The organism is Pseudomonas spelaei (assembly GCF_009724245.1).
In the GTDB taxonomy this organism is placed as follows: Bacteria; Pseudomonadota; Gammaproteobacteria; order Pseudomonadales; family Pseudomonadaceae; genus Aquipseudomonas; species Aquipseudomonas spelaei.
This window is the reverse complement of sequence record NZ_WNNK01000021.1, coordinates 57025-82983: the sequence shown is the minus strand read 5'-3', so window position 1 is coordinate 82983 and position 25959 is coordinate 57025. Positions and strand designations below refer to the sequence as shown.

The 25959-nt window shown below is 60.5% G+C and carries 21 protein-coding genes and 2 pseudogenes; 9 read left to right on the top strand and 14 right to left on the bottom strand.

All coding sequences use genetic code 11. The annotated features are described in order from the left end of the window. The first annotated feature begins 47 nt into the window (after positions 1–47). Both GNF76_RS22265 and dctM read left to right on the top strand, forming a co-directional pair. On the top strand, positions 48–680 hold the full coding sequence (locus tag GNF76_RS22265; RefSeq protein ID WP_155585231.1) for a TRAP transporter small permease: 633 nt from the start codon (positions 48–50) through the stop codon (positions 678–680). Beyond that, on the top strand, positions 680–1960 hold the full coding sequence (dctM, locus tag GNF76_RS22260) for a C4-dicarboxylate TRAP transporter large permease protein DctM (protein WP_155585230.1): 1281 nt from the start codon (positions 680–682) through the stop codon (positions 1958–1960). Before GNF76_RS22265 ends, dctM begins: the two co-directional genes overlap by 1 nt. On the opposite strand, the gene GNF76_RS22255 is transcribed toward dctM, so the two are convergent. Both GNF76_RS22255 and ampC read right to left on the bottom strand, forming a co-directional pair. Next, a complete protein-coding gene (locus GNF76_RS22255) occupies positions 1923–2210 on the bottom strand; it encodes an Ada metal-binding domain-containing protein (protein ID WP_155585229.1) in 288 nt (95 codons plus the stop codon). The two genes, dctM and GNF76_RS22255, sit on opposite strands and share 38 nt — an antisense overlap. A gap of 14 nt (positions 2211–2224) precedes the next feature. Then, a complete protein-coding gene (gene ampC, locus GNF76_RS22250) occupies positions 2225–3379 on the bottom strand; it encodes a class C beta-lactamase (protein WP_155585228.1) in 1155 nt (384 codons plus the stop codon). 133 nt (positions 3380–3512) lie between these two features. Here ampC and GNF76_RS22245 point away from each other — a divergent pair, with 133 nt between their 5' ends. Then, on the top strand, positions 3513–4385 hold the full coding sequence (locus GNF76_RS22245) for a LysR family transcriptional regulator (protein ID WP_155585227.1): 873 nt from the start codon (positions 3513–3515) through the stop codon (positions 4383–4385). A gap of 7 nt (positions 4386–4392) precedes the next feature. On the opposite strand, the gene yghX is transcribed toward GNF76_RS22245, so the two are convergent. Both yghX and GNF76_RS22235 read right to left on the bottom strand, forming a co-directional pair. Continuing rightward, complete coding sequence (gene yghX / locus GNF76_RS22240) at positions 4393–5280, bottom strand: YghX family hydrolase (protein ID WP_155585226.1); 888 nt, start codon at positions 5278–5280, stop codon at positions 4393–4395. 45 nt (positions 5281–5325) lie between these two features. Further along, positions 5326–5820 (bottom strand): PaaI family thioesterase, encoded by a 495-nt coding sequence (locus tag GNF76_RS22235; protein WP_155585225.1) that lies wholly within the window; start codon positions 5818–5820, stop codon positions 5326–5328. A 109-nt stretch (positions 5821–5929) separates the two neighbouring features. On the opposite strand from GNF76_RS22235, the gene GNF76_RS22230 reads away from it, so the two are divergent. Further along, positions 5930–6490, top strand: a complete 561-nt coding sequence (locus tag GNF76_RS22230) for a YceI family protein (RefSeq protein WP_155585224.1) — start codon at positions 5930–5932, stop codon at positions 6488–6490. Positions 6491–6499: 9 nt separating this feature from the next. On the opposite strand, the gene GNF76_RS22225 is transcribed toward GNF76_RS22230, so the two are convergent. Then, positions 6500–7393 (bottom strand): DMT family transporter, encoded by an 894-nt coding sequence (locus tag GNF76_RS22225; protein ID WP_155585223.1) that lies wholly within the window; start codon positions 7391–7393, stop codon positions 6500–6502. Between the two features lie 91 nt (positions 7394–7484). On the opposite strand from GNF76_RS22225, the gene GNF76_RS22220 reads away from it, so the two are divergent. After that, complete coding sequence (locus tag GNF76_RS22220) at positions 7485–8810, top strand: aminotransferase-like domain-containing protein (protein WP_155585222.1); 1326 nt, start codon at positions 7485–7487, stop codon at positions 8808–8810. Between the two features lie 125 nt (positions 8811–8935). Here GNF76_RS22220 and GNF76_RS22215 read toward each other — a convergent pair whose 3' ends face one another. Then, complete coding sequence (locus tag GNF76_RS22215) at positions 8936–9367, bottom strand: nuclear transport factor 2 family protein (RefSeq protein ID WP_155585221.1); 432 nt, start codon at positions 9365–9367, stop codon at positions 8936–8938. A 223-nt stretch (positions 9368–9590) separates the two neighbouring features. On the opposite strand from GNF76_RS22215, the gene GNF76_RS29995 reads away from it, so the two are divergent. Both GNF76_RS29995 and GNF76_RS22210 read left to right on the top strand, forming a co-directional pair. After that, positions 9591–9743: a twin-arginine translocation signal domain-containing protein gene (locus GNF76_RS29995; protein WP_379652595.1), complete on the top strand. Its 153-nt coding sequence runs from the start codon at positions 9591–9593 to the stop codon at positions 9741–9743. Positions 9744–9764: 21 nt separating this feature from the next. Next, positions 9765–10229, top strand: a pseudogene (locus GNF76_RS22210) (SMP-30/gluconolactonase/LRE family protein); the annotation flags it as partial. A gap of 13 nt (positions 10230–10242) precedes the next feature. On the opposite strand, the gene GNF76_RS22205 reads toward GNF76_RS22210, so the two are convergent. The 4 genes from GNF76_RS22205 to GNF76_RS22190 form a co-directional block, all read right to left on the bottom strand. Further along, positions 10243–11409, bottom strand: coding sequence for a cystathionine gamma-synthase (locus tag GNF76_RS22205; protein ID WP_155585220.1), 1167 nt, complete (start codon positions 11407–11409; stop codon positions 10243–10245). Beyond that, a complete protein-coding gene (locus tag GNF76_RS22200) occupies positions 11406–12782 on the bottom strand; it encodes a pyridoxal-phosphate dependent enzyme (protein WP_155585219.1) in 1377 nt (458 codons plus the stop codon). Before GNF76_RS22200 ends, GNF76_RS22205 begins: the two co-directional genes overlap by 4 nt. Positions 12783–12987: 205 nt before the next feature. Then, a complete protein-coding gene (locus GNF76_RS22195) occupies positions 12988–13791 on the bottom strand; it encodes a hypothetical protein (protein ID WP_155585218.1) in 804 nt (267 codons plus the stop codon). Positions 13792–14055: 264 nt separating this feature from the next. Beyond that, on the bottom strand, positions 14056–14715 hold the full coding sequence (locus GNF76_RS22190; RefSeq protein WP_155585217.1) for a hypothetical protein: 660 nt from the start codon (positions 14713–14715) through the stop codon (positions 14056–14058). A 213-nt stretch (positions 14716–14928) separates the two neighbouring features. On the opposite strand from GNF76_RS22190, the gene GNF76_RS22185 reads away from it, so the two are divergent. Further along, positions 14929–15138, top strand: a complete 210-nt coding sequence (locus GNF76_RS22185; protein ID WP_155585216.1) for a DUF6434 domain-containing protein — start codon at positions 14929–14931, stop codon at positions 15136–15138. Here the strand turns inward: GNF76_RS22185 and GNF76_RS22180 are convergent. Further along, on the bottom strand, positions 15126–15707 hold the full coding sequence (locus GNF76_RS22180; RefSeq protein WP_155585215.1) for an HD domain-containing protein: 582 nt from the start codon (positions 15705–15707) through the stop codon (positions 15126–15128). The genes GNF76_RS22185 and GNF76_RS22180 overlap by 13 nt on opposite strands. Positions 15708–15805: 98 nt before the next feature. Then, positions 15806–15994, bottom strand: a pseudogene (locus GNF76_RS29990) (hypothetical protein); the annotation flags it as partial. A gap of 37 nt (positions 15995–16031) precedes the next feature. On the opposite strand from GNF76_RS29990, the gene GNF76_RS22175 reads away from it, so the two are divergent. Next, positions 16032–17615: an FAD-dependent monooxygenase gene (locus tag GNF76_RS22175; protein WP_178123488.1), complete on the top strand. Its 1584-nt coding sequence runs from the start codon at positions 16032–16034 to the stop codon at positions 17613–17615. Here the strand turns inward: GNF76_RS22175 and GNF76_RS22170 are convergent. Together GNF76_RS22170 and GNF76_RS29795 are read right to left on the bottom strand one after the other, a co-directional pair. Continuing rightward, a complete protein-coding gene (locus GNF76_RS22170; RefSeq protein ID WP_155585214.1) occupies positions 17588–18430 on the bottom strand; it encodes a hypothetical protein in 843 nt (280 codons plus the stop codon). The two genes, GNF76_RS22175 and GNF76_RS22170, sit on opposite strands and share 28 nt — an antisense overlap. A gap of 83 nt (positions 18431–18513) precedes the next feature. Continuing rightward, entirely contained in the window at positions 18514–25566 is a 7053-nt protein-coding gene (locus tag GNF76_RS29795) for a YadA-like family protein (protein ID WP_178123486.1), read from the bottom strand. Between the last annotated feature and the right edge of the window lie 393 nt (positions 25567–25959).

Genomic DNA, 25959 nt, shown 5'->3' with positions numbered 1-25959 from the left:
ATCCGGTTTCCAACTCGATACCTATTCCCGCTTCGCGAGGTTTTGCCATGCAAACGCTAAGGCGCGTCTGGGAGCACCTGGAGGAAGGTTTTATCGCCTTCCTGCTGGCCGCCATGACCCTGGTGACTTTTGTCTACGTCATGCTCAACAACATCTACACCTTGTTCTTTTCCCTGGCTGACAGATGGGCCCTCAGCAGCCACTTCTTCAATGCCTTGGGCGACAGCACCATGGGGTTGGCCCAGGACATGACCTGGAGCGTGGCCCTGACCAAGGCCATGTTCGGCTGGCTGATTTTCTTCGGGATTTCCTACGGTGTGCGCACCGCCGGCCACCTGGGCGTCGATGCGCTGGTCAAGCTGACCGCGCGCCCGGTGCAGCGTGTGCTGGGGATGCTGGCTTGCCTGTGCTGCCTGGCGTATGCGGGTTTGTTCATGGTCGCCAGTTACAAGTGGGTCAGTGCGGTGATGACCGCACACATCGGCGCCGAAGACCTCGACAAGTTCGGGGTGGATGTCGGCGACATCGTGGTGATCGTGCCGATCGGCTTCGCCCTGGTGTTCATCCGCTACCTGGAAATTTTCTACCGCATCTTTACCCATCGGCAAACCGGGCTGGGGCTGGCGGACGAAGCCGGTGAAGCCAGCAAGCTGGCGGGCAGCCATGAGGAGCGTCACTGATGGCCGTTCTTTGTCTGTTCCTGTTGTTGTTCGTGTTCATGTTCCTTGGCGTGCCGATTGCGATTGCCTTGGGGTTGTCCGGCGCTGTATCGATCCTGATGTTCAGCCCGGACTCGGTGAGTTCACTGGCAATCAAACTGTTTGAAACCTCGGACGCCTACACCTTCCTGGCGATTCCATTCTTCCTGTTGTCGGGTGCGTTCATGACCACCGGCGGCGTGGCGCAACGGTTGATCGACTTTGCCAATGCCTGCGTCGGTCACATCCGTGGAGGCCTGGCGATTGCCGCAGTACTGGCGTGCATGTTGTTTGCCGCACTCTCCGGCTCATCGCCGGCCACGGTGGCGGCGGTGGGTTCGATTGCGGTGGCGGGCATGGTGCGCTCGGGCTATCCGAAGGAATTCGGCGCCGGGATCATCTGCAATGCCGGGACCTTGGGCATCCTGATTCCGCCGTCGATTGTGATGGTGGTGTACTCGGCAGCCACCGAAACCTCGGTGGGCAAGCTGTTCATGGCCGGGGTGATCCCGGGGCTGTTGCTGGGCCTGATGCTGATGATCGCGATCTACATTGTCGCGCGCATCAAGAAGCTGCCGGCACAACCACGGGCCACGTTTCGTGAGTGGCTGACCTGCGCCCGTCGTGCGTTCTGGGGCCTGCTGTTGCTGGTGATCATCCTGGGCGGTATCTACAGCGGTATGTTCACACCGACCGAGGCGGCGGCGGTGGCGGCGGTGTATTCGGCGTTTGTGGCGCTGTTTGTCTACAAGGACATGAAATTCAGGGACTGCCCGAAAGTGCTGCTGGAGTCTGGCCGGCTGGCGATCATGCTGATGTTTATCATCGCCAACGCCATGCTGTTCGCCCACGTGCTGACCACCGAACAGATTCCCCAGGAAATCACCGCATGGGTGATCTCCGAAGGCCTGACGCCCATTGGCTTCCTGATCATGGTCAACGTGGTGCTGCTGGTGGCGGGCAGTTTTATGGAACCGTCAGCCATTGTGCTGATCCTGGCGCCGATCTTCTTTCCGATTGCCATGAAGCTGGGCATCGACCCGATTCACCTGGGGATCGTGATGGTGGTGAACATGGAGATCGGCCTGGTGCACCCGCCGGTGGGGTTGAACCTGTTTGTGACATCGGCAGTGACCGGGTTGACCCTCGGTCAGACGATCCGGGCGGCGTTGCCGTGGTTGATGATCCTGCTGGCGTTCCTGATTCTCGTCACGTATGTGCCGTTTATCTCGCTGGCGTTGCCGGGGTGGTTGGGGATGTAGTTTTCCATCGCGCATATTCGGCCGGCATGCACACTGCACACGGTCGATATCCCGCGGCCTTGGCTGTCGCTTCATCCAGGAAAAACACTCGACTCGCCACATAGCCGCCCCGTGCCAAAGCGCGCAGGGCGGCCGGGCAATCCAGCCGGCCATAGAGCCGGCTTTTTTTATGCCCGCCGACAGTGCCGGGGCGGTCGCTGGAAAACGGCTGTCCCTGGCTGTCGAGTAGTGTCCACTGGCGGTCGGGCATTATTGATGAAGGTCCTATTGATCCATGGCACTCAAGATAGCGTGGGCGGCTTTCACGCGCTCGGCATTCGGGTAGTTCTTGTTCGCGAGGATCACGATACCGATGCCTCTGCTGGGCACGTAGGCCACGTAGGCGCCGAAGCCATTGGTGGCGCCGGTCTTGTTGGCCAGCGTATCGGCATGGGGTGGTTGCGGCGGGGTCAGCCAGGTGACCTTGTGGGGTTTAAAGGCCATGGAGTCCGAATTGCCGGCAACCAAAGCATCCAGCTTGATCGGGTAAGGATACATCTCCCAGCCCAGGCCTTGGGTGGTGCCTTCGACCGTGTAGTAGCCGGTGTGGGTGGCCGTGATGGCTTGTTGCAGGGGTTTTTCCAGGCTGGCCGGATTCATGTTCAGTTCGACATAGTGAATCAGGTCCGAGGTGCTGGTCTTGATCCCGTAGGCTTCGCTGTCCAGGGCGCCCGGGCCTACACGCGAGGGTTTGCCGTCCTTGTCATAGCCTTGGGCGTACAGGTTCATTTGCGACTTGGGCACGTTGATATAGGTGTGCTTGAGACCGAGTTTCGGGAGCAGGGTTTTCTCCATCACCTGGTTGAAGGGTTGCCCCAGGCTTTGCGCCGCCAGGTAACCAAACAGGCCCAGGCTCGGGTTGGAATACAGGCGTTGCGTGCCGGGCGCGAAATCGGGTTTCCAATGCTGGTAGTAGCCGATCATCTTGTCGGTACTGTCGGCTTGCGGGGGGAATTGCAGCGGCAAGCCACCCGCTGTGTAAGTGCCGAGGTTAAGCACGCTGATGTGATCAAACGTGCCGCCCCGCAACGCAGGCAAGTACTGGCTGGCGGGGGCCTCCAGATTCAATTTGCCGGTGGCCTGGGCGTAGCCCGCGAGGGTGGCGGCGAAGGTTTTGCTCACCGAGCCGATTTCAAACAGGGTGTTTTCGGTGACCGGTTGCTGGCGGTCCTTTGAGGCGACGCCGTAGTTAAAGTATTGCGCCTGACCGTTCTGCACGATCGCTACCGAGAGGCCGGCAATTGCCTGTTGTTGCATCAACGGTTTAACCGTTGCGTCGACAACCTGGCGAATGTCGGTGGCTGCCATGCAGTTGCCTGCGCCGAGTAATAAGGCGAATATCGTGACTTTACGCACTCTAGACAAAGATTTTTCGTACATGATGATGTCGCTTCCATGAGGCTGATTCGTTGGATACCTGCACCGGCGCGGGCGTTGCAAATCTAGGCAGTTTGTCGCCATCGGGCAAACGACCATATCTCGCAGCAGCCATTAGAAAAATTTGGATCAAAGCATGCTTCGTTCACATCTGCCCCTCAATGCCTTGCGGGCCTTCGAGGCCTCGGCGCGCCACCTGAGCTTTACGCGGGCGGCCATCGAGCTGTGCGTCACTCAGGCTGCGGTCAGCCACCAGGTGAAAAGCCTGGAGGCACAGCTTAATGTCACCTTGTTCAAACGCCTGCCCCGGGGCCTGATGCTCACCAGCGAAGGCGAAACTTTGCTGCCGGTACTGCGCGAATCCTTCGACCGCATCGCCCAGACCCTGAGCCGGTTTGAGGGTGGGCATTATCGCGAAGTCCTGACCGTCGGCGCGGTGGGGACGTTTGTTGTCGGTTGGCTGCTGCCACGACTGCCGGACTTTCAGGCGCGTTATCCCTTTATCGATTTGCGCTTGTCCACCAACAATAACCGCGTCGACGTGGCTGCTGAAGGCCTGGATTACGCCATTCGTTTCGGCGCGGGTGCTTGGCACGGTACTGAGGCGTGCCGGTTGCTGGAGGCGCCGCTCACCGTGCTGTGTGTGCCGCAGATCGCCCGGCAATTGCAGACCCCCGCCGACCTGTTGAAGCACACCTTGCTGCGCTCCTACCGCGCCGATGAATGGACCCAATGGTTCCAGGCCGCTGGCCTGCCGGCCGATACGCTGGTGCCACGCAGCATTGTTTTCGACTCGTCCCTGGCGATGATGGAAGCCGCGCAGCAAGGGGTGGGTGTGGCCCTGGCGCCGGCGATGATGTTCTCCCGGCAACTGGCCACGGATGTGATCCGGCAACCGTTCGAGGTGGGCATCACCACGGGCAGTTACTGGCTGACGCGCTTGCAGTCGCGGACCGAAACCTCGGCGATGCTGGCGTTCAAGGCGTGGTTGCAGGAGGTGAGTGGGTAGGGCGGCGCTAAGCCAGGTATTTACGAAACCACCCCAACGTCCGCTCCCACGCCAGGTTCGCCGCCGCCTCGTCATACCTCGGTGTCGAATCATTATGAAAACCATGATTGGCACCCTTGTAGATAAACGCCTCATACGTGGTGCCCGCGGCCTTCAAGGCCTTTTCATACGCCGGCCAACCCTCATTGATCCGTGTATCCAGTTCACCGTAATGCAGCATGATCGGCGCCTTGATCCGTGGCACATCCTTGGCGTCCGGCTGGCGCCCATAAAACGAGACTGCCGCACCCAGTTCGGGATAGGCCACCGCCGCCGCATTGGTCACGCCACCGCCATAACAGAAGCCGGTGATGCCGACCTTGCCCGTGCTGGCATCGTGGTGCATCAACCATTCAATGGCGGCGAAGAAGTCGTTCATCAGCTTTTCAGGATCGACTTTCTGCTGCAGCTCCACACCTTTTTCATCGTTGCCGGGGTAACCACCCACCGAGGTCAGGCCGTCGGGGGCCAGGGCGATAAAGCCGGCCTTGGCCAAGCGCCGCGCGACGTCTTCGATATACGGGTTGAGGCCACGGTTCTCGTGTACGACCACCACGGCGGGGATTTTTCCGCTGGCGTTGGCTGGGCGCACCAGGTAGCCGCGCACCGTGCCGTTGCCCTTGGGCGAGGGGTAGGTGATGTAGTCGGCAACGATGTCCGGGTCGGTGAATTTCACCTGCTCGGCCAGGGCGTAGTTCGGGCTCAAGGCCGTGAGCAGCGCCGAGGCTGTCAGCCCACCCAAGGTGAACAGTGCCGCGCGGTCCAGGAACTCGCGGCGGTTGATCTTGCCGTGGGCGTAGCCGTCGTAGAGTTCCAGCAGCTCAGGGGCGAAGTCTTTGGCGGTCAGACGAGTCATCGGTGTATTCCTCATTCAACGGATGGCACTGAATGTAGACCACTATCAGGCATCCCGGCCATGGGCGGCGGCGGCCAACTGTCCGGTATCGACTCGTACAAAAATCGAATCGCCAATCGCCGTGAGCACGTCACCGGCGTACACCTCGCAGACCACGCGGCTCTTGCGCCCGACCTCACCCTCAACCTTTGCCCGCAAGGTCAGCGGTACGCCCATCGGCGTCGGCTTGATGAATTTGATGCCCAGGTTGCCGGTGACGCAGTCGATGCGAGGCAGGCTGCCCGGTTCGCGGTTTTCAGCCCGGTAGTGGTAGGCCATGGCGGTCCAGTTGGAGTGGCAGTCCACCAGCATTGCGATCAGCCCGCCGTAAACCAGGTCGGGCCAGCCGGAGTATCTGGCATCCGGCAGATGCTCGGCGATGACGTGGATACCGTCTGCATCCCAGCGACTCTTGATATGCAAGCCATGGGGGTTGCTGCCGCCGCAGCCGTAGCAAATGCCTTCAGGGGCGGTGGTGTCCTGCAATGAAAGGTGGTGCATCGGGGATCCTTATTGTTCTGGGGCAGCTAACCTGCGTTAGAGGGCACGAGCCTAATGCCAGATGCCGGAATAAATCCAGTGCTCGCCCTTTGCCCTTGGGGAGAGCTCCATGAATCGCCGATTTTTGCCGTCTGCCGCGCTGGTGACTCTCTTCGCCCTGTGCAGCGCCCAGGCCGTGGAATACACCTACGTCAATCCGGCGGCCAGTACCATCAGCTTCACCTATGACCAGATGGGCCAACAGGTGTACGGCACCTTCAGCCAGTATGAAGCGGCCCTGGATTTTGATACGCAAAACCCGGCCGCTTCCCACGCTGTGCTGAAGATCCAACTGGCGAGCATCGATGCCGGTAGCCGCGATGCCAACACCGAATTGACCAAGCCCGGCTGGTTCGATATGGCTACGTTTCCGGTGGGCACCTTTGAATCGACGCGAGTCACCGACTTGGGAGGCAACCTTTACCTGTTCACGGGCAACCTGACCCTCAAGGGGCAGACCCGGCCGGTCGATGTGCAAGTAGCTCTCAAGGAGCAGGGCGGTATCGGCGTGTTCGATGGCGAGCTTGTGCTCATGCGTGGTGACTTCAATATCGGCGCGGGCGAATGGGCGGACAGTGCGGTGTCCAATGCAATCACCATCAAGTTCAAGATCGTGGCGCCTCAGCGCTGAAACGCGGCGCTAGCGGGCGAACCTCTTCGCGCCGGCCACGCACAGAATCACCGCCACGGTGACCACCAGCATGCCCAGGCTGACACGCTCATGGAGCAACGTCGCCGCCAGCGCCAGGCCGAAGAACGGTTGCAGCAACTGCAACTGGCCCACGGCAGCAATGCCGCCCTGGGCCAACCCGCGATACCAGAACACAAAGCCGATCAGCATGCTGAACAACGACACGTAGGCCAGGCTCAGCCAGGCGGGCAGACTGATGCCCGAGAACGAGGCGGGCATCAGCAGCAAGGTCAGGGGCGCCACCACCGGCAGTGACACCACCAGTGCCCAGCAGATCACCTGCCAGCCGCCGAGGGTGCGGGACAGTTTTGCGCCCTCGGCATAACCCAGGCCGCACGCCAGTATTGCCAGCAGCATCAGCAGGTCGCCGGCAGGCGCCGCACTTAGCCCTTGGGAGACGGCGTAGCCCATCACCAGCAGGCTGCCCAGTATCGAGAACAGCCAGAACACTGGCCGCGGGCGCTCGCCTCCGCGCAGCACACCGAACACGGCGGTGGCCAGGGGTAGCAGGCCGACAAACACAATGGAATGCGCGGAGGTCACGTATTGCAACGCCAGTGCCGTCAGCAGTGGAAAGCCGATCACCACGCCCAGCGCGACGATGATCAGCGGCACCCACTGATGGCGGGCCGGGCGTTTTTCCTTGAACAACCACAGCAGGCACAGCCCCAGCAGCGCGGCGATTGTTGCCCGGGCCACGGTCAGGAATATCGGATTGAATTCCAGTACCGCCAACCGAGTCGCCGGCAATGAGCCACTGAAAATCAGCACACCGATAAAACCATTGATCCAGCCGAGGGTGTTGTTGTGTTCCACGGCATTCAGGGGCGAGGTACGTTCCATGAGAGGCAGGCTCGATAAGGATGGGTTGCATCCAGGGCATCCTATGATCGAAGATTAAGACAATCAAAAAATTGTCATGGATACGCTGCCGATGCCTCGTGCTCGCTACAAGTCGCTGGTTGATAGCTTCGCCAGAGATATCCGCTCCGGAAGCCTGGTGCCCGGCACACGTTTGCCGACGCACCGGCAATTGGCGACCACCCACGGCTTGGCATTGGCCACGGCCAGCCGTGTGTATACCGAGCTTGAGGCGATGGGACTGGTCAGTGGCGAAACCGGTCGCGGGACCTTTGTGCGGGAGATATCCCTGTCGCCGGGGCAGGGTATCGGCCAGGTCGCCGTGGCGGCCGGCATGATTGATCTCAACTTCAACTATCCATCGTTGCCGGGTCAGGCTGATCTGCTGCGCACCGCATTGCGGCAATTGGCGTTGTCCGGCGACCTGGAGTCGCTGTTGCGCTATCAACCCCATGGCGGGCGTGCCCATGAACGGGTTGCGGTGGCGCGGCATTTGCGCAGCCGGGGGCTGACGGTTCCGGGCGAGCAAGTGCTGATGGTCAGTGGCGCCCAGCATGGCCTGGCGGTGGCGATGATGGCGCTGCTCAAGCCTGGTGATGTGGTGGCGGTGGATGGGCTGACCTACTCGGGCTTCAAGGTCCTGGCCGAGGCGTTGCACCTTGAAATCGTAGCCCTCCCGGTTACGGCGACGGGCCCGGACCTTGGCTTTCTGGAAGACCTTTGCCGCCGGCGCAAAGTGCGTGCGGTATACAGTATCCCGACCCTGCATAACCCCTTGGGTTGGGTATTGGGAATCGAACAACGCCAACAGTTGGTGGCGATCGCCCGTCATCACGACCTGATCCTTATCGAAGACGCGGCCTATGCGTTCCTGGCAGAGGATGCGCCGCCACCGTTGGCAGAGCTGGCACCGGAACGTACGGTGTACATTTCAGGGCTGTCCAAGAGCGTCGCTACCGGCTTGCGCGTTGGCTTCGTGGCCGCGCCCCTTGAATGGGTGCACGCGTTGGAACGCATCATTATGGCGACTGTCTGGAACGCGCCTGGGGTGATGACGGCCATCGCCGTCGCCTGGATTGAAGACGGCACCGTCCTGCAACTGGAAGCGCAGAAGCGCGAAGACGCCCGGGCGCGTCAGCTGCTGGCGGATGAGGTGCTCGCCGGGCTGGATTACATTCGTCACCCGTCGTCGTATTTCCTGTGGCTGGCGTTGCCGGAAGACACCCGGGCGGATCAGTTCGCCATGGCATTGAGCCAGGAGAATATCTCGGTGTCCACGGCCGAGCCGTTTGCGACGACGGTGCATGTGCCCCATGCAGTTCGCCTGGCGCTGGGGTCGGTGGATATCGCGGCGTTGCGGGAGGCGTTGATCAAGGTACGGCGGTTGGTGGCGTGGTGAACGTCGGCTTTCTGTAGCCGCTGCCGAGGCACGAGGCTGCGATGCGGGCCGCAGGACCGCCCTTGGGGCCGCTACGCAGCCCATCGCAGCCTCGTGCCTCGGCAGCGGCTACAGAAACAGTGTGTTCAGAACTTGAACGCTTGGCGCCCAACCAGCAGCCAGTGGCCTTTCTGTTTCTGCCAGACCTGAAAATTCTCGATCTCGGTTGGCACTTCCACGCCGCTGTTAACGGCCTGCGCCGAAAAGTGGTTGCGCACCAGGGCGGTGTCGCCGTTGAGGGTGATGGTCTGTTTTTGCATTTCCAGGGTCTTGAAGCCGCTGCGGCCGGTTTCGATGTCGGCGATGAATTCCTGCTTGTTCTGGATCTTGCCGCTGGAGTGGCCGTAGGTGAGGTTGTCCGCGGTGAGGGCCTGAAGCTGGGGGATGTTCTTGTGCAGCATGGCCTGGGTCAGGTGGTCGACGGCCTGGGCGACGTCTTTGTCGGCAGCGGCTGGGCTGGCGGCCACATAACCGCTGAACAGGCATAGAAAACCGATCAGCACTTTGACGTTTTGCATGGGGATTTCCTTGTTGTTATAGGGCGCGTATGGATGAGCTGAATTTTGCGAAGGTTAGCGCTCATGTCATCGTACAACACTGCAATAAATGTCTATGGAAAGGAAAGTGAAATTTCTAATTAGGGCCTTAATTGCAGGGATTTGTGTATAAATCATCTTGTATGATGTCTCATCACAAGCTAAAAATGGTGCCCCGTCTAACAATAAATAACGGAGACCTCCCATGGATTTTGCCCCATCGTCCCACTCGGCAGATAACAGCCGCCGGGTGTTTCTCAAGCGAACCCTGGCCGTATCAGCAACGGTTGCGGTACTCGGCAACCTGCCTCGGCTGGCCCAGGCCGAGCCGCTGAGCCGTACAGGCCGACAGTTTTGACGGCAAGCCTTGACGGCAAGCCTTGACGGCGACAGCGGTAAGGTCAGCCGGGTGATCGACGACCTCAACGGACCCAACGGCCTGTGCTTTTCTCCCGATGAAAAGGTCCTCTACGTGGTAGAGGGGCGAGCCAAACCCAACCGGCTTATCTGGGCGATCAGCGTCAATGAAGACGGCAGCCTCGGTGCCCGCCGAAAACACATCGAAGGCCTGGATTACGCTGCCATCGACGGCATGAAATGCGATGAGAGTGGCAACCTCTGGTGCGGCTGGGGTGGCAATGGCGACCCCAAGGCCGACCTGGAAAAGCTCGATGGCGTGCGGGTATTCAACCCCGAGGGCAAGGCTATCGGCCACATCTCATTGCCGCAGCGTTGCCCCAATTTGTGCTTCGGGGGGAGGGAAGGCAACCGGCTGTTCATGGCCGGCAGCCATTCGGTGTACGGGTTATTTGTGAATACCCGGGGCGCCACCTTTGTCGATTGAATGAGCCCGTTGTTCAGATCCGCGCGAGGGCCTGGGCCAGATCCTTGCGCAGGTCTTCGACGTCCTCCACACCCACCGACAACCGCACCAGGCCATCGCCAATACCGAGTTGCGCACGCGTTTCGGCGGGGATGCTGGCGTGGGTCATGATTGCCGGGTGTTCGATCAGGCTTTCCACGCCACCGAGGCTTTCAGCCAGGGCGAAAATCTGCACGTTTTCCAGGAAGCGCTTGGCCCCGGCCAGGTCGCTTTTCAGGTCCACGGAAATCATCCCGCCGAAGCCACGCATCTGCCGACGGGCCAGTTCGTGCTGAGGGTGTGATGCCAGGCCCGGATAGTAGACCCGCGCCACTTGCGGCTGTTGTTCCAGCCAGGTCGCCAGGTCCAAGGCATTACTGCAATGACGTTCCATGCGCAGGGCCAAGGTTTTCACGCCGCGCAGCGTTAGGAACGCGTCGAACGGGCCGGCGATGGCACCGACGGAGTTCTGCAGGAAGCCCAGGCGCTCGGCCAGTTCCGGATTTTGACCCACCACCGCAATGCCGCCGATGACATCCGAGTGGCCGTTCAGGTACTTGGTGGTCGAGTGCACCACGATATCGAAACCCAGCTCCAGCGGACGCTGGATCCACGGGCTGGCAAAGGTGTTGTCAGCCACGCAGATGATGCCTCGGGCGCGGCAGATGCGGGAGATGGCCGCCAGGTCAGTCAGGCTCAGCAGGGGATTGCTCGGGGTCTCGACCCAGACCATTCGCGTATCGTCCTGCAAGGCGGCTTCAAAGGCCGCTACGTCGCTCAGGTCGACGAAGCTGAAACGATGCCCGGCGCTGCGTTGGCGCACCTTGTCGAACAGGCGGAAGGTGCCGCCGTACAGGTCATTACCGGAGACCACATGCGTACCGGCATCCAGCAGCTCCAGTACCGTGGAAATCGCCGCCAATCCGGAGGCAAAGGCGAAGGCCTGAGTGCCGCCTTCTAGGTCTGCCACGCAGCGTTCCAGGGCAAAACGCGTAGGGTTGTGAGAACGCCCGTAGTCGAGTCCCTTGTGCACGCCGGGGCTCTGTTGCAGGTAAGTGGAGTTGGCATAGATCGGCGGCATCAGCGCCCCGGTCGTCGGGTCTGGTGACTGCCCTGCATGGATGACACGCGTGGCAAAGGCGGTTTTATCGTGCTGACTCATGCAAGGGATCTCCGTAAGTGATTGAGCAGGTCGACGCGGGTAATCAGGCCGTGAAAGCCCGAGGCGTCGGCGATGATTGCCACCAGCCCGCGATCGAGTTCTGCCTGCAGTTCAGCCAGGCTGGCGCTGGGCGCGAGGGTTTGCAGGGTGTTGGTCATGGCGCTGGCCACGGTCATGTGAAAGTGCGAGGCATCCTGGTGCATGCCCAGCAAGATATCCGATTCGTCGATCACGCCGACCAGGCGCTGGCCGTCCACCAGCACCGGCAGTTGCGAGACATCCGCCAGGCGCATGCGCTGGAAGGCGGTGAGCAAGGTGTCGTCCGGGCCGACACTGATCACCCGGCCATCCTCGAAGCGCCGGGCGATCAAGTCGCGCAGGTCGCCGTAGTGCTTGTACTGCAACAGGCCCTGATCGTTCATCCATTGGTCGTTGTAGACCTTGGACAGGTAACGGGTGCCGGTGTCGCAGACAAAGGTCACGACCCGTTTGGGCTCAGTCTGCTCGCGGCAGTAACGCAGGGCCGCGGCCAGCAGGGTGCCGGTGGAAGACCCGCCGAGAATACCTTCGGCGCGCAGCAGTTGCCGGGCGTGGTCGAAGCTTTCTTCGTCGCTGATGGAGTACGCCTGGCGCACGCTGGACAGGTCGGCAATCGAGGGGATGAAATCTTCGCCGATGCCTTCCACCGCCCACGAGCCTGGCGTGACGAGGCTGGCGCTGCGGCTGTATTCGGCCATCACGGAACCGACCGGATCCGCCAGCACCATGACCAGGTTCGGTTGCACGCGCTTGAAGAAGCGGGTCAGCCCGGTCAGGGTGCCGGCCGAGCCGACGCCAACCACGATGGCATCCAGGTCATGTTGGGTTTGCGCCCAGATTTCCGGGGCTGTACTGGTTTCATGGGCCAGCGGGTTGGCCGGGTTGTTGAATTGATCGGCGAAGAATGAATCGGGAATTTCCTGTGCCAGGCGCGCCGCGACGTCCTGGTAATACTCGGGATGGCCCTTGCCCACGTCGGAGCGGGTGATGTGTACCTCGGCGCCCATGGCCTTGAGGTGCAAGACTTTCTCGGTAGACATCTTGTCCGGAACCACCAGCACTACCCGATAACCCTTGGCCCGGCCCACCAGCGCCAGGCCCAGGCCGGTATTGCCGGCAGTGGCTTCGATAATGGTGCCGCCAGGTCGCAAGCGACCATCACGCTCGGCGGCGTCGATCATTGCCAGGCCGATACGGTCCTTGATCGAACCGCCAGGGTTCTGTGATTCAAGCTTGAGGAACAGCGTGCACGGGCCGGTATCGAAGCGGCTCACGCGGACCAGCGGCGTATTGCCGATCAGTTCGAGCACAGCGGGGCGAGAGTTTTGGGGCATGTCGTCACCTGGCTACGGGGCAGTCGTATGGGATGGACAGCGGGATGCGAGTGCAGGTTGCAAGTCAACGTGTCGTTTGAAACATAGGCGGATACGGTGCCAGCTGCAACCGTATGCTGGCATCCGCTTCAGAACTGCACAGGCTACAACAACAGATCTATCCGGGTTGTCTAAATGTAGTCGACGCAGTGAGTGCGTGAAATGTTTAGCTGTTGCTATCGGATAATAGTTCATCCAATGCTGACATGAACTCGGAAAGAAAATTTCTGAAAATATTAAGTTCGTTGTCGGGGATCAAGTAGAATTTGTCAGTAGTGATAGTGCTGTGTTTGAATAATTCTTCAGTTTCAATAACTATTGAGCTTAGTATAAGGTCCTCGTGGTAGGCTGACTCAAACTCGGTTTTAAAGATTGTTGATTTTTCGATTAGCGCTTTTCGGTTCTCTTCGGAAATAACGCCATGAGTATGAGAGTATACATTGCGCAGTCGGCAAAAAAGATCCCATAGACTTATCATGAATGGTTTGCTCATTTTGTGCTCTTCAAACATGATGCTTTCGAGTGGTTGATGAGTTTTTAGTATTTTTGAGATCAGGTCGTTAGTCACGTACTCATTGTTTCCTACCACTTCTTTTAGTGCGCTTTCAGCAATGCTGAATAGAAATATAAACTCCCATACATTTAAAAAACCTTTGGTTATCTCGTACCAACTGTCGGATTCTACTGAGTTTTGCAGGTCGTCCAGGTTTACATCTATTTCTCGATTCATGTAGTCACCGATGCCGACGCCCTGGCACATCAGAACATGCTCGATTTCTCTGAATTTGGATTTGAAACTGCTAATGATCTCCTGCAATCCTTCTTTAGCATCCTCTGCATAGATTTTTTCACGATTTGCAAAGCTTATATCGAAGTGTTCATGCTTGTGGATAATTCCTCTGCTTTTGAAATCTTCGATTGTCTCTTGGCTGGCGTGATTTAGTTTTGTCAGCTCGATGAAGCTGTTCATATATGAAAGTAGTAGGTGGTTTGTCAGTTGTGACATGTAAAAGGAGTTGTGAAATTTTTTGTACCAGTCCTTTGAATTTGATGCGGGCTTTCTAAGAGTCGGGATGTGTGCGTTTATCATGTAATACCTGATGACGTTGGCTGTGAATTGAGTTTTCTGGAACTTGCTTTTTTAATCGCGTGAATGTGGTGGCACGAATAACACTTGTAGGGATCCACTCGCTGGAAAGGCAGGCTCCAGATTAAGTCTGAAGTTGGTTACCATTCACTTTGCATGAGGTAACAGCAATCCTAGTGCGCCGACTATAAAAGCCATGGAAATGGCCCCCATCAAGCCAATTGCCCCCACGCTTCCTGACGCAATGAAATCGGAAAGTGCACCGTTTACATGTTGCTGCTTAAGCAGCAGCAAACAGATGGCAATCGAGGGCAGGAAAGGCAGCAAGAAACCGATGAGACGAACAGCCAGTTGGCGGGTCATCAATAACCACCCACCGGCAATGGTAAGGACGGTCGTGGTCAACCCGTAAAGCGCGCGTTCAAGCACGGTAGTGACCAGTTGGTCTTTGGTCAGGTCCACGCAAAAGACCGCAAGAGCTGTCAGTGCTGGGAGCAGCCATTGGTAGGGGTGTTCCTTACCCTTTTCTATGATCCTCACAACGACTAGATAAGTCGCGCCGGCTCCTGCTGCGCCCACCCCTACGGTCGCGGCAATCGGTAGCCACGCCGCGACACTGCCAGCCGTCGCAAAGCCCGTCGTGGCGACGGCTACAGCGAGTCCCGCCGCTGCCGCGATCGCTTGGATCAATATCCCGAAGAAAGCTGCGATCGCCGGTAACAACTGGGCGATCCCCCATAGGACAGCGCCGGCAGCCACGCCTGCGGCGAGGATGACGGCGGGATTCGAAAGGCTTGAGCGATTCATAAAAGAACTCCATGTTCTGATTTTTCGGGGCACTATTGTGCGTGCAGCAGGTGGCTCTATGCCAGCATTTAGATGGATGGAGTTTATTTATGCTTTGAGGTGGCCTGCGATGAGCTTCTGATGCGTGGCCAACAGGTAAGGGCTTCAGGCTCTCACTCACGAAATTTACGATGAGCCCTTGGCTCGCATGCGCTGAGTTTTTTTGGAGAATATATGGAATTTGACTGGCACAGCCACGTGATCACCCGCAGCACTGAAGTTTCCCGGCACTATAAAAACACCCAGAACGTACGCCGATTCATGCTTGAGCACTGCGGCGCCGCGTTCAAGTTCGACCGGGCCTTCATGGCTTGGATCCGCAACGGCATGCCCAAGACCATGGGCGATGTCGTTGATGAGTGGAAGCAACGTCAGGAGCGTTGAAGCCCGGCCTCCAGATTCCGGCGTGTGTCTTCGTCCACCAGTTTGCGCATGGCGGCAAACAGCGGGTGCAGGCTGGTATAGCGGCGTCCGTAATCCAGGTTGAATTCAAAATCAAAGTCGGGCGGATTGTTGCCTTGATTGTGCTGGAGCATGGTTTCCAGCTTGTCGAACGCTTTGACTGCCAAGGCTTCCGGGGACGAGGCCTGCTCGTATTCGTCCCACAGCGACAGGATGCCTTCGCGCACCGGTGCATCCACGGAGCGGGCGAGGAACAGCAAATCGTCTCGCTCCTGTTCGCCCTTGTTCTGCCCGGGGATTTGCGCAATCGCCGGCACATCACCGTGAATGGCTTCGCCCAAATCGTGGATGACGCACATCTTGAGCACTTTCAGACGGTCCAGGTCGGCCAGTTCATCCTCGAACACCATCGCCATCAGGCACAGGCGCCAGCTGTGTTCTGCAGTGCTTTCGGTACGGCCGGACGAGGTGTGGGCCGAGCGCAGTACGTCCTTGAGCTTTTCCGCCTCGCGGAGGAAGTCGAGGCGGCCTTTGATTTTTTCGATGTCCATATGGAACTGCTCACTTGGGTGACTGCCGACAGCCTAGGGTGCCACTGAAGAAGAATGCAAGCCGGTCGCCCATTTCGGGCGCCCGGTGTCAGTGCTGTTTATTGTGTGGCCTCAAACGCCTCGTGAAATCTCACGCTACTGCTCGCAAACGACAACGCTTGAAAGTATTCCGCTGGGACGCCAGGTAACTCAAGGCCTGGCTGGGCCTTGAATCCGAAGCGCCCGTAGTAGCCAGGGTTACCGAGAACGACGCAACCCGCCCCACCCAGTTTTTGCAACTCGGCAAGGGATGCCTTCAAATACCCGGGCAAGCACCACAGGCAGATGGCATTCTGTGGCGCCACGGGGCAGCGGCCAAAACGCTTGAGGAGTGTGTCTGTGATCTATGACGTCGTGATTGTCGGTGCCGGCCCGGTTGGTTTGTTCCTCGCTTGTGAACTGCGCATCGCCAAACTGTCGGTGTTGGTATTGGAGCAGGCCGAGAGCCCACATTCGCCGTTGAAGCGGCTGCCATTCGGTATGCGCGGTCTGTGGACGCCCACCCTCGAGGCCTTTTACCGTCGCGGGTTGCTGGATGACCTCGCGATGTCGCAACCCACGAAAGTTGACTCGGGCAGTCGTGCGCAACCGGCACGCGGACCGGCGGGCCATTTCGCCGGTATCGTGTTCGACCACGCGCGTATCGACACCTCGCAATGGCCTTATCACGTGCCAGGCGCCCATGTCACCCATATGGCGTCCGATATGGAACAGATCGAGTCTGTCTTGGCTGCCCGTGCAGGTGCGATGGGCGTCGAGGTCAGATGGGGCGTGGGTGTCGAAGACTTCGAACAATCGGACGAAGACGTGATGATCCGTGCCGGCGGTGAGCAACTCCGCGCACGCTGGCTAGTGGGGTGCGATGGCGGTCGCAGTACCGTGCGCAAGGTCGGTGGCTTTGAGTTCATTGGCACCGATCCTGAGTTCACCGGTTATTCCGTTCAAGTCGAAATGGCCGACCCCGAGAAACTCCGCCCAGGCCGCCATTACACGCCCACAGGCATGTATTCCCTGACGCCGCCCGGAACCCTCGCAATGGTTGATTTCGACGGCGGTGCTTTCCACCGAACGCAGCCGATCACCCTCGAACATGTGCAGGCGGTGTTGCGCCATGTCGCGGGTGTCGACGTCACCCTGACGGCGCTCAAGCAGGCCAGCACCTGGACTGATCGCGCTTATCAGGTGACGGCGTACCGCAAAGGGCGGGTGCTGCTCGCCGGGGACGCTGCGCACATTCATTCCCCCTTGGGTGGCCAGGGGCTCAATCTCGGGTTTGGCGACGCGATGAACCTGGGCTGGAAGCTGACAGCAACCCTGCGTGGCGACGCGCCGGAGGGCCTGTTGGACAGCTATTCAAGCGAGCGGCATCCGGTGGGCGCGCAGGTCCTTGACTGGTCACGCGCCCAGGTCTCGTTGATGCGGCCGAGCCGGCACTCGCGCGCGCTCGAAGCCATCATCCGTGACCTCATCGACACGCGCGATGGCGCCACTTATTTCGCCGAGCGTGTGTGGGGCATTTCCTTGCGCTACGACCTGGGCAGCCACCACCCGCTGGTGGGTCGTAGCGCGCCGGACTTCGCGCTGGCGGACGGGACGAAGTTGGGCGAACGGCTGAGGGAGGGGAGAGGGCTGTTGTTGGACTTCGACAGCTGTGCGCCGCTTCAAGCGCTGGCAAGCTGCTGGAGTGATCGGCTTGCCTATGTCGCGGTGGATGCCAGGGAACGGCTTGGTTTACGTGCTGTGCTTGTACGGCCGGATGGCATTGTCGCCTGGGTGGGTGAGGCGAGTATTGACCTTGAGACAGCGGCCGAGGCAGCAGCACGATGGTTCGGTAAACCGCGTCATTTAACCGGAAGATTGGCAAAGTAATCGACATCCAGCAGGTAAGGTTTACCCAGCAAATGGCCCGCGCCGTACCAAGGTGTTCGGTTGAAGCTCAGGTTCAGCCCATCGTATCCGAACTCAAAAAGATAGCCGTTATTGCTGGTGAACTTGAAGTCGCTATCGGAATACTCAACCAGCGTGTACTGGACATTCTGCCCCTGTGCATAGAGGTCCTTGACCCGTTGCAGATACAGGGGGGCGATGTCGGCGAACTGGGTTTTGGCCTGCTGAGTGTATTGCTCCAGCGTCAGGCCTGGAGTCTTCTCCAATCGGGTGGCTATCAGCGCGAAGAAATCAGCATCCGCCTTGGCGACCGCCAATTGTACGCCGAGGAAATAGTTAAGTTTTTGCGGGTCGACGTTCAGCTTTTTCTTGCCCGAAACGGGTGCGGTGGTTGCCTCCACCATGAACTCGGCGGTTTTTGGCAGCATCATCACTGAGGTGGCGATGTAGGCCGCACACGCGGTGGCGCGTCGTGACCTATCCGGATCAACCAGTAATGACAGCGGGTGGCCTTGTTGAGGCACCCGGCTCAGGTCAATGCCTTGCTGCAAAAGGTTTTGAGCGACTTGCTGCTGAGTGCTTTCGCCCCGTGCCAATGCACAGACCTGGTTCATCATCAATTCATTGCGCTGACCATCCGGCATGGGCACCAGCGCCATGACGGCACCCTGAATAATCGGGAGTGCCGGCAGTGCTACGCCTTGGGAGGTTTTTGCAGCGACGGTGTGAGCGCTGTTATCGCAGCCGGCCAGCAACACCAGGGGGAGGATCCATCCAGAAATCTTGAACAACGACATAGGGCATTAGCCTTGTGCTGATGTGGATAAAGACAGGCTGCACGGGTGCAGCCTGTTCGTCAGGTACTAAACAACGCACTTACTTACCACTGGTAGCCGACGCCAACGCCGATGCCCGCATCGCCCTGGGTGTTGGTGGTGGCCTGGAGTTTGCTGACCCAGCGGCCGTTATCGGAGATTCTCGACACGCCAAACGACAGCGCTGATTGCCCGCGATAGTTGGCGGCTGCGATGGACGTCATGCTCGCTCCTGGTGAGTAAGGTTGTGGCAGGCTCGCCATGGCCATGGCGCCGGCGATGCCCGCGCTCAAGGTGTCGTCCTGTTTCTTCAGGTCGCGCTTGAGTTCGGAGTAACGCTGGTCAGTGTAGGCGTTAACGTTGTTGGTGACGTTCGACACGCTTTTATTGAGCTGATCGAAGTTCACCGCGTCAGTGCCCTGGGTGGCTGCGGCCACATTGGTGATCTGCCGTTCACTGCCCTTGGCACCGACCGAGACACTGTTATCACGATCCGCCACCGAGTTGGCGCCCAGGGCCGTGCTGTTGCTCCCCGTGGCGCTGGCGCCGTTACCCATGGCCACCGAATTGGCTCCGGAGGCCTTGGCATTGGTGCCGACCGCTGCGCTGTTGTTGCCGGAAGCCACCGAACCGACACCGCCGGCCACCGCATTGGTACCGGTAGCGGAAGGCTTGGCGCCAGCGCTGGTGTTGTTCACCTGGAACATGCCGTCGGTGCCGTTCTGTACCTTGGTGACATTGCTTTCTACCTGAGTCACACGGTTATCCACGGCAGTGATGGCGCCGGTGACGTTGCTAATGTTGTTGTTGACGGTTTTCAGCGAGTCGTCGGTGTACTGCTTGGACTCGGCTACCGCGCCATCGAGTTGCCGCACGTTGACCGCATCGGTGGCCTGGCGGCCATCGGCAACGTTGCTGAGGGTGCGGGTCTGGCCCGTGGCGGCATTGCCCACCGAAACCGTGCCTACACTGGCGTTGCTGGCGTTGGAGTATTTACCGGTGTAGTTCTCCGCGCCGCGGCCGCCATCGCTGGAGCCTTGGCCAACGGCTACGCTGCCATCGGCGCTGGCCGTGGCGCCATTACCAACCGCCACCGCCCCGGCGCCGGATGCCTGGGCACCGTTGCCGGAAGCCACCGAGCCTGTGCCCGAAGCTTTCGCGCCGTTGCCCGAAGCCACCGCCCCAGTACCCGAAGCACTGGCGTTACCGCCGATCGCCACCGAGTCCGCGCCACTGGCCACCGAGTCAGCCTGGGTGGAGTTGGCGTGGAAGTACTTCACGCCACCGCCGTTGGTGATGTTGTTGATGTTGCCCTCAATGGTGGTGACTCGCCCGCCGAGGTTGGTGATGCTGGTGGTGTTTTGCGCCACCTGGTCACCCACCGCCGTCAGTTGCTCCACGTTCACCGCATCGTTCGGCGCCGAGCCGGCCGCCACGCCGGTGATCTTGCGATTACCCGCTGCGGTGCCAATACCCAATTCGCCGACCGAAGTCTGCGGTGCGGTCAGGCCATAAGCGGTGTAGCCGCTCTGGGCGCCGACCGTAGTGACCGAATTGGAACCCAGCGCGATGCTGGTGGCCTGACTGGCCACCGCGCCGGCGCCGAGTGCCAGCGACTGTGCGCCTTGAGCCTGGGCATCGACGCCAAGAGCAATACCGGAAGTCGCCAACACCTTGCTGTTGCGACCAATCGCAATACCATCCGGCGCGGCCTGGTCGACGGTGGCCTGGTTCCCGATACCGATACCGTTGTCACCACTGACCACGGTACCGCCACCCACGGCGACGGCTTCCTGGCCTACCGCCTGGGAGTCCGCGCTGGTCGAATTGGCGTGGAAGTACTTGATGCCCGCACCGTTGGTGATGTTGGTGATGTCGCCCTCGATGGTGGTGACCCGCCCGCCGAGGTTGGTGATGCTGGTGGTGTTCTGCGTTACCCGATCACCGACGGTTGTCAGTTGTGCCACATTCACCGCATCGTTCGGCGCTGAGCCGCCGGCCACGCCGGTGATCTTGCGATCACCCAGTGCGGTCCCAATCCCCAATTCGCCAACCGACGTTTGCGGAGCGCTGAGGCCATAAGCGGTGTAGCCGTTCTGGGCACCGACCGTGGTGACCGAGCTTGACCCCAGCGCGATGCTGGTGGCTTGACTGGCCACCGCACCGGCACCGAGTGCCAGCGACTGTTCACCCTGGGCTTGGGCCTCGGAGCCGATGGCAATGCCGGAGGCCAGCAGCACCTGGGTATTGCGACCCATCGCGATGCCGCCAGGGGCCGCCTGGCCGACGGTGGCCTGGTTACCGATACCGATACCGTTATCACCGTTGACCACGGTGGCCGGGCCTACGGCAATCGACTCTTGCCCTACGGACAGGGAGTCTTGCGGGTTAGTCGAGTTGGCATGGAAGTACATGGTGCCGGTGGCGCTGATCGAGCCGATTGCGCCGGTCAGTTGGCGCAACGTCACGGCATCCTGGGAGCTGGTACCGTCCGCTACGTTGGTGAGTTGACGGTACTGGCCGGTTTTGCCCAGTGACACGGCACCTAATAAGGTCGCGTCCGTGGTGTCATAGCGAATGGCGCCATTGCCCACTGGAATCAGGCCGGTGGCGGGTGCGATGGCACGGTCCGAAATCGAGCCTTGGCCCAGCGCCACACCGCCCGCTACTTGCACGCTACTCAAGTTACCCAAGGCCACGCCGCCGGAGGTGCTTGCCACTGCACCGGCGCCGGCTGCGAAGGATTGCGCGCCACCTGCTACCGATTGCGGACCAATGGCCACGCTGTCGGTGCCCGTGGCGGTGCTGTCGGCCAAGGTCGAGTTAGCGTGGAAGTACTTGATGCCTGCGCCGTTCACGATGTTGTTGACCGTCGTGCCGACGCTATTGACCGCCGTGTTGGTGGCGAACAGTTGGCTGCCGTTGACGGCATCGGTGCTGGTCCCGGTGACTTGGCCGGCCGCCACATTGGTGATCTGGCGTTCATTGCCCGCACTGCCCACACTCAAGACGCCTGTCGGTGCGCCTCCCGCATAGGTGTAGGCCGTGCCATTGACCGTGCCGCCGGTGGTGGCGTTAGCCGCGGCAGTGGTTGCGCCGCTGCCCAAGGCTATCGAGTTGGCGGTGCCTGCCGTGGCACCGTTGCCCAAGGCCATGGCGTTGGTCGCCGTGGCACTGGCGCTTGGTCCGACAGCGACACTGTCGGTGCCAGTGGCGGTGCTGTCGGCCAGGGTCGAATTGGCGTGGAAATACTTGATGCCCGCGCCGTTCACGATGTTGTTGACCGTCGTGCCGACGCTATTGACCGCCGTGTTGGTGGCGAACAGTTGGCTACCGTTGACCGCATCGGTGCTGGTGCCCGTGACTTGGCCTGCCGCCACGTTGGTGATCTGGCGTTCATTGCCCGCCGATCCCAGGCTGAGCACACCAATCGGTGCGCCGCCGGCGTAGGTGTAGGCGGTGCCGTTGATGGTACCGCCGGTGGTGGCGTTGGCGGCGGCGGTGGTTGCACCGCTGCCCAGGGCTACCGAGTTGGCGGTGCCTGCCGTGGCGCCATTGCCCAGGGCCATGGCGTTGGTGGCGGTGGCACTGGCGCTCGGCCCGACAGCGACACTGTCGGTGCCGGTGGCGGTGCTGTCGGCCAGGGTCGAGTTAGCGTGGAAGTACTTGATGCCCGCGCCGTTCACGATGTTGTTGACCGTCGTGCCAACGCTATTGACCGCCGTATTAGTGGCGAACAGTTGGCTACCGTTGACCGCATCGGTGCTGGTGCCGGTGACTCGACCTGCCGCCACGTTGGTGATCTGGCGTTCATTGCCCGCCGATCCCAGGCTGAGGACACCAATCGGTGCGCCGCCGGCATAGGTGAAGGCCGTACCGTTGATCGTGCCGCCCGCGGTGGCGTTGGCGGTGGCGGTGGTGGCGCCACTGCCCAGGGCCACCGAGTTGGCCGTTCCCGCCGTGGCACCGTTGCCCAGGGCCATGGCGTTGCTTGCTGTAGCACTGGCGGTTGGGCCGACAGCCACACTGTTAATCCCGCTGGCAGTGCTGTCGGCCAGGGTCGAGTTAGTGTGGAAGTATTTGATGCCTGCACCGTTGTTGACGATGTTGTTGAGTGTTGTGCCGACGCCAGTGACCGCCGTGTTGGTAGCGAACAGTTGGCTGCCGTTGACGGCATCGGTGCTGGTGCCCGTGACTCTGCCTGCCGCCACATTGGTGATCTGGCGTTCATTGCCCGCCGTCCCCAGGCTGAGGACACCAATCGGTGCGCCGCCGGCGTAGGTGTAGGCGGTGCCATTGATCGTGCCGCCGGTGGTGGCGTTAGCCGCAGCGGTGGTTGCGCCACTGCCCAAGGCTACCGAGTTGGCAGTTCCCGCTGTGGCACCGTTGCCCAGAGCCATGGCGTTGGTCGCCGTGGCACTGGCGCTAGGGCCGACAGCTACGCTGTTGGTGCCGGTGGCGGTGCTGTCGGCCAGGGTCGAGTTAGTGTGGAAGTATTTGATGCCTGCGCCGTTATTGATGATGTTGTTGACCGAAGTACCCAGGCCGTCGACGGCGGTATTCGTCGCAAACAGTTGGCTGCCGTTAACCGCATCGGTGCTGGTGCCTGTGACTCGGCCTGCCGCCACATTGGTAATCTGGCGTTCATTGCCCGCCGATCCCAGGCTGAGCACACCAATCGGTGCGCCGCCGGCATAGGTGTAGGCCGTGCCGTTGATCGTGCCGCCAGTGGTGGCGTTAGCCGCAGCAGTGGTTGCGCCACTGCCCAGGGCCACCGAATTGGCAGTTCCCGCCGTGGCGCCGTTACCCAGGGCCATGGCGTTGGTCGCCGTAGCATTGGCGGTCGGACCGACAGCCACGCTGTTGGTGCCGGTGGCGGTGCTGTCGGCCAGGGTCGAGTTAGTGTGGAAGTACTTGATGCCCGCACCGTTGGTCACGATGTTATTGACCGTAGTACCGACGCTATTGACCGCCGTGTTGGTGGCAAACAATTGGCTACCGTTGACGGCATCGGTGCTGGTGCCCGTGACTTGACCGGCTGCCACATTGGTGATCTGGCGTTCATTGCCCGCCGTCCCCAGGCTGAGGACACCAATCGGTGCGCCGCCGGCATAGGTGTAGGCGGTGCCATTGATCGTGCCGCCGGTGGTGGCGTTAGCCGCAGCGGTGGTTGCGCCACTGCCCAGGGCTACCGAGTTGGCAGTGCCTGCTGTGGCACCGCTGCCCAGGGCCGTGGCATTGGTTGCCGTGGCTTTCGCGTTTGGACCGACGGCTAACGAATTGTCGGAATCCGCTGACGCGCTGGTGCCAAAGGCTGCGGCATTGAGACCCAGTGCTTCGGCGTCGTAACCCATTGACGTGGAGTTATCACCATTAGCCCATGAGTCGCGGCCAATCGAAACGGCACGCTGTCCGAAGGCTTGTGTATTGCTGGTACCAATGGCGATGGCATCCGCGCCGGTTGCGGTGGGCTTGAAGCTGCTATTCGTTGCCCCCGTGCCACCGATCGCGATGCTGCCGTCACCTGCCGCTGATGTATTACCCACCGAGATCGATCGTACGCCTGTCGCCGAAGAGTTGGCGCCCAGGGCCGAGCTTTGGGCGGCAGCGGCGGAGGCGTTACTGCCGACAGCGGTCGAGGTGGCGCCATTGGCGACCGCCAACGGACCCACCGCCACACTGTCGACGCCGACAGCGCTGGAGTCAGCGGCGGTCGAATTGGCATGGAAATACTTGATGCCCGCACCGTTGCTCACGATGTTATTGAGCGTGGTACCGACGCCATTGACCGCCGTGTTGGTGGCGAACAACTGGCTGCCGTTGACGGCATCGGTGCTGGTGCCTGTAACTCGACCTGCCGCCAGATTGGTGATCTGCCGTTCATTGCCCGCTGTGCCCAGGCTGAGCACACCAATCGGCGCGCCACCGGCATAGGTGTAGGCCGTGCCGTTGATCGTACCGCCAGTGGTGGCGTTAGCTGCCGCGGTGGCGGCGCCGCTGCCCAGGGCCACCGAGTTGGCGGTTCCTGCCGTGGCGCCGTTGCCCAGAGCCATGGCATTGGTCGCCGTAGCATTGGCGGTCGGACCGACAGCCACGCTGTTGGTGCCGGTGGCGGTGCTGTCGGCCAGGGTCGAGTTAGCATGGAAATACTTGATGCCCGCGCCATTGTTGACGATGTTGTTGAGCGTGGTACCGACGCTATTGAGCGCGGTGTTGGTGGCAAACAATTGGCTGCCATTGGTGGCGTCAGTACTGGTGCTCGTGAGTCGGCCAGCTGCCACATTGGTCACCTGGCGCTCGCTGCCCGCAGCGCCGACGCTGAGCACCCCGCCAGCCGCTGGCGCCGCACCTGCAAAGGTGTACGTCACGCCATTGATCGTGGCATTCGCGGTAGGCGCCGAGGCGGCTACGGTGGAGTTGTTGCCCAATACAACGGCGCCATCCAGCCCCGTCGGTATCGTGATGTTGTTGCCCAGTGCAAAGGCATTGTTAGACACGATCGTGTTGTTGTTACCCAACGAGTACGAGTTGGCCCCCGACACCGTGCTCGGGTCACCAATGGCGCCGGAATTGTTGCCGCTGACCGTATTGCCCAGGCCGATACTGATGCTGGCAGTCCCCGTCGCCCTGGCGCCTCGCCCGACAGCGATTGCGTTGGCGGCAGCGCTGGCACCATCCCCCGCAGCCACCCCGTAGGTTCCCGTGGCAGAGCTGCCGCGTCCAAGAGCGATGCCGGAGGTTGCTCCCGTCGCCACGGTAGACTGGCCACCGATTGCGATGCCATCGACTGCATTGGCTTGAGCCCCTCGTTGACCATTGCTGCCAATGGCAGTCGAGCCGTCGCCTGTGGCAATCGTAGAGTTGGCCGGTGTCAACACGGTTGTACCGTCACCACCCGCCCCACCAATCGCGACAGTGTTAAGACCGCGTGCCTGGGCACCGAAACCTAACGCTGTGCTGCCGATACCCGTCGCTGTACTGGACAGCCCATACGCCGACGCCCATTGGCCTGCCAATGCGGAAAAGCCAAACGCGGCGCCGCCCTGCGCGGTTGCCTGGGCAAAAGTACCGAAAACGGAAACAGATGATTGCCCATTACCACTGGCGTTACATCCCACGACATTTGAATACGTTCCGGAGCCATCCACAGGGCCCACGGTAGTCGGCCCTGTCGTGACCTGACCGATCGGGACATTCCCGCCCCCTGAAACGCAAGTTCCAGCGGGAGGGTAGGCTGATGCTTCAACCGTTTGAAAGCAGCCAGCTGCCAGGAGAATCAACGCCGACGTGGCGGTAATGCACTCTTTTCGCAGAGCTGGTTTTTTTGCTTTTTTACCTTTTTCCTCCGGTATTGATGAGCCTGGCGAACGATCAAGACTAACACTAAAAGGATTGATTTTTTTCATCTTAATACCGCCCCTATATCATCGATCAACAAAAACATGCATAGGCCCAGGGCCCATCCATTGTTGCGAACAAGGCGTAATCATCTGTTTATGTCATGTCTTCGA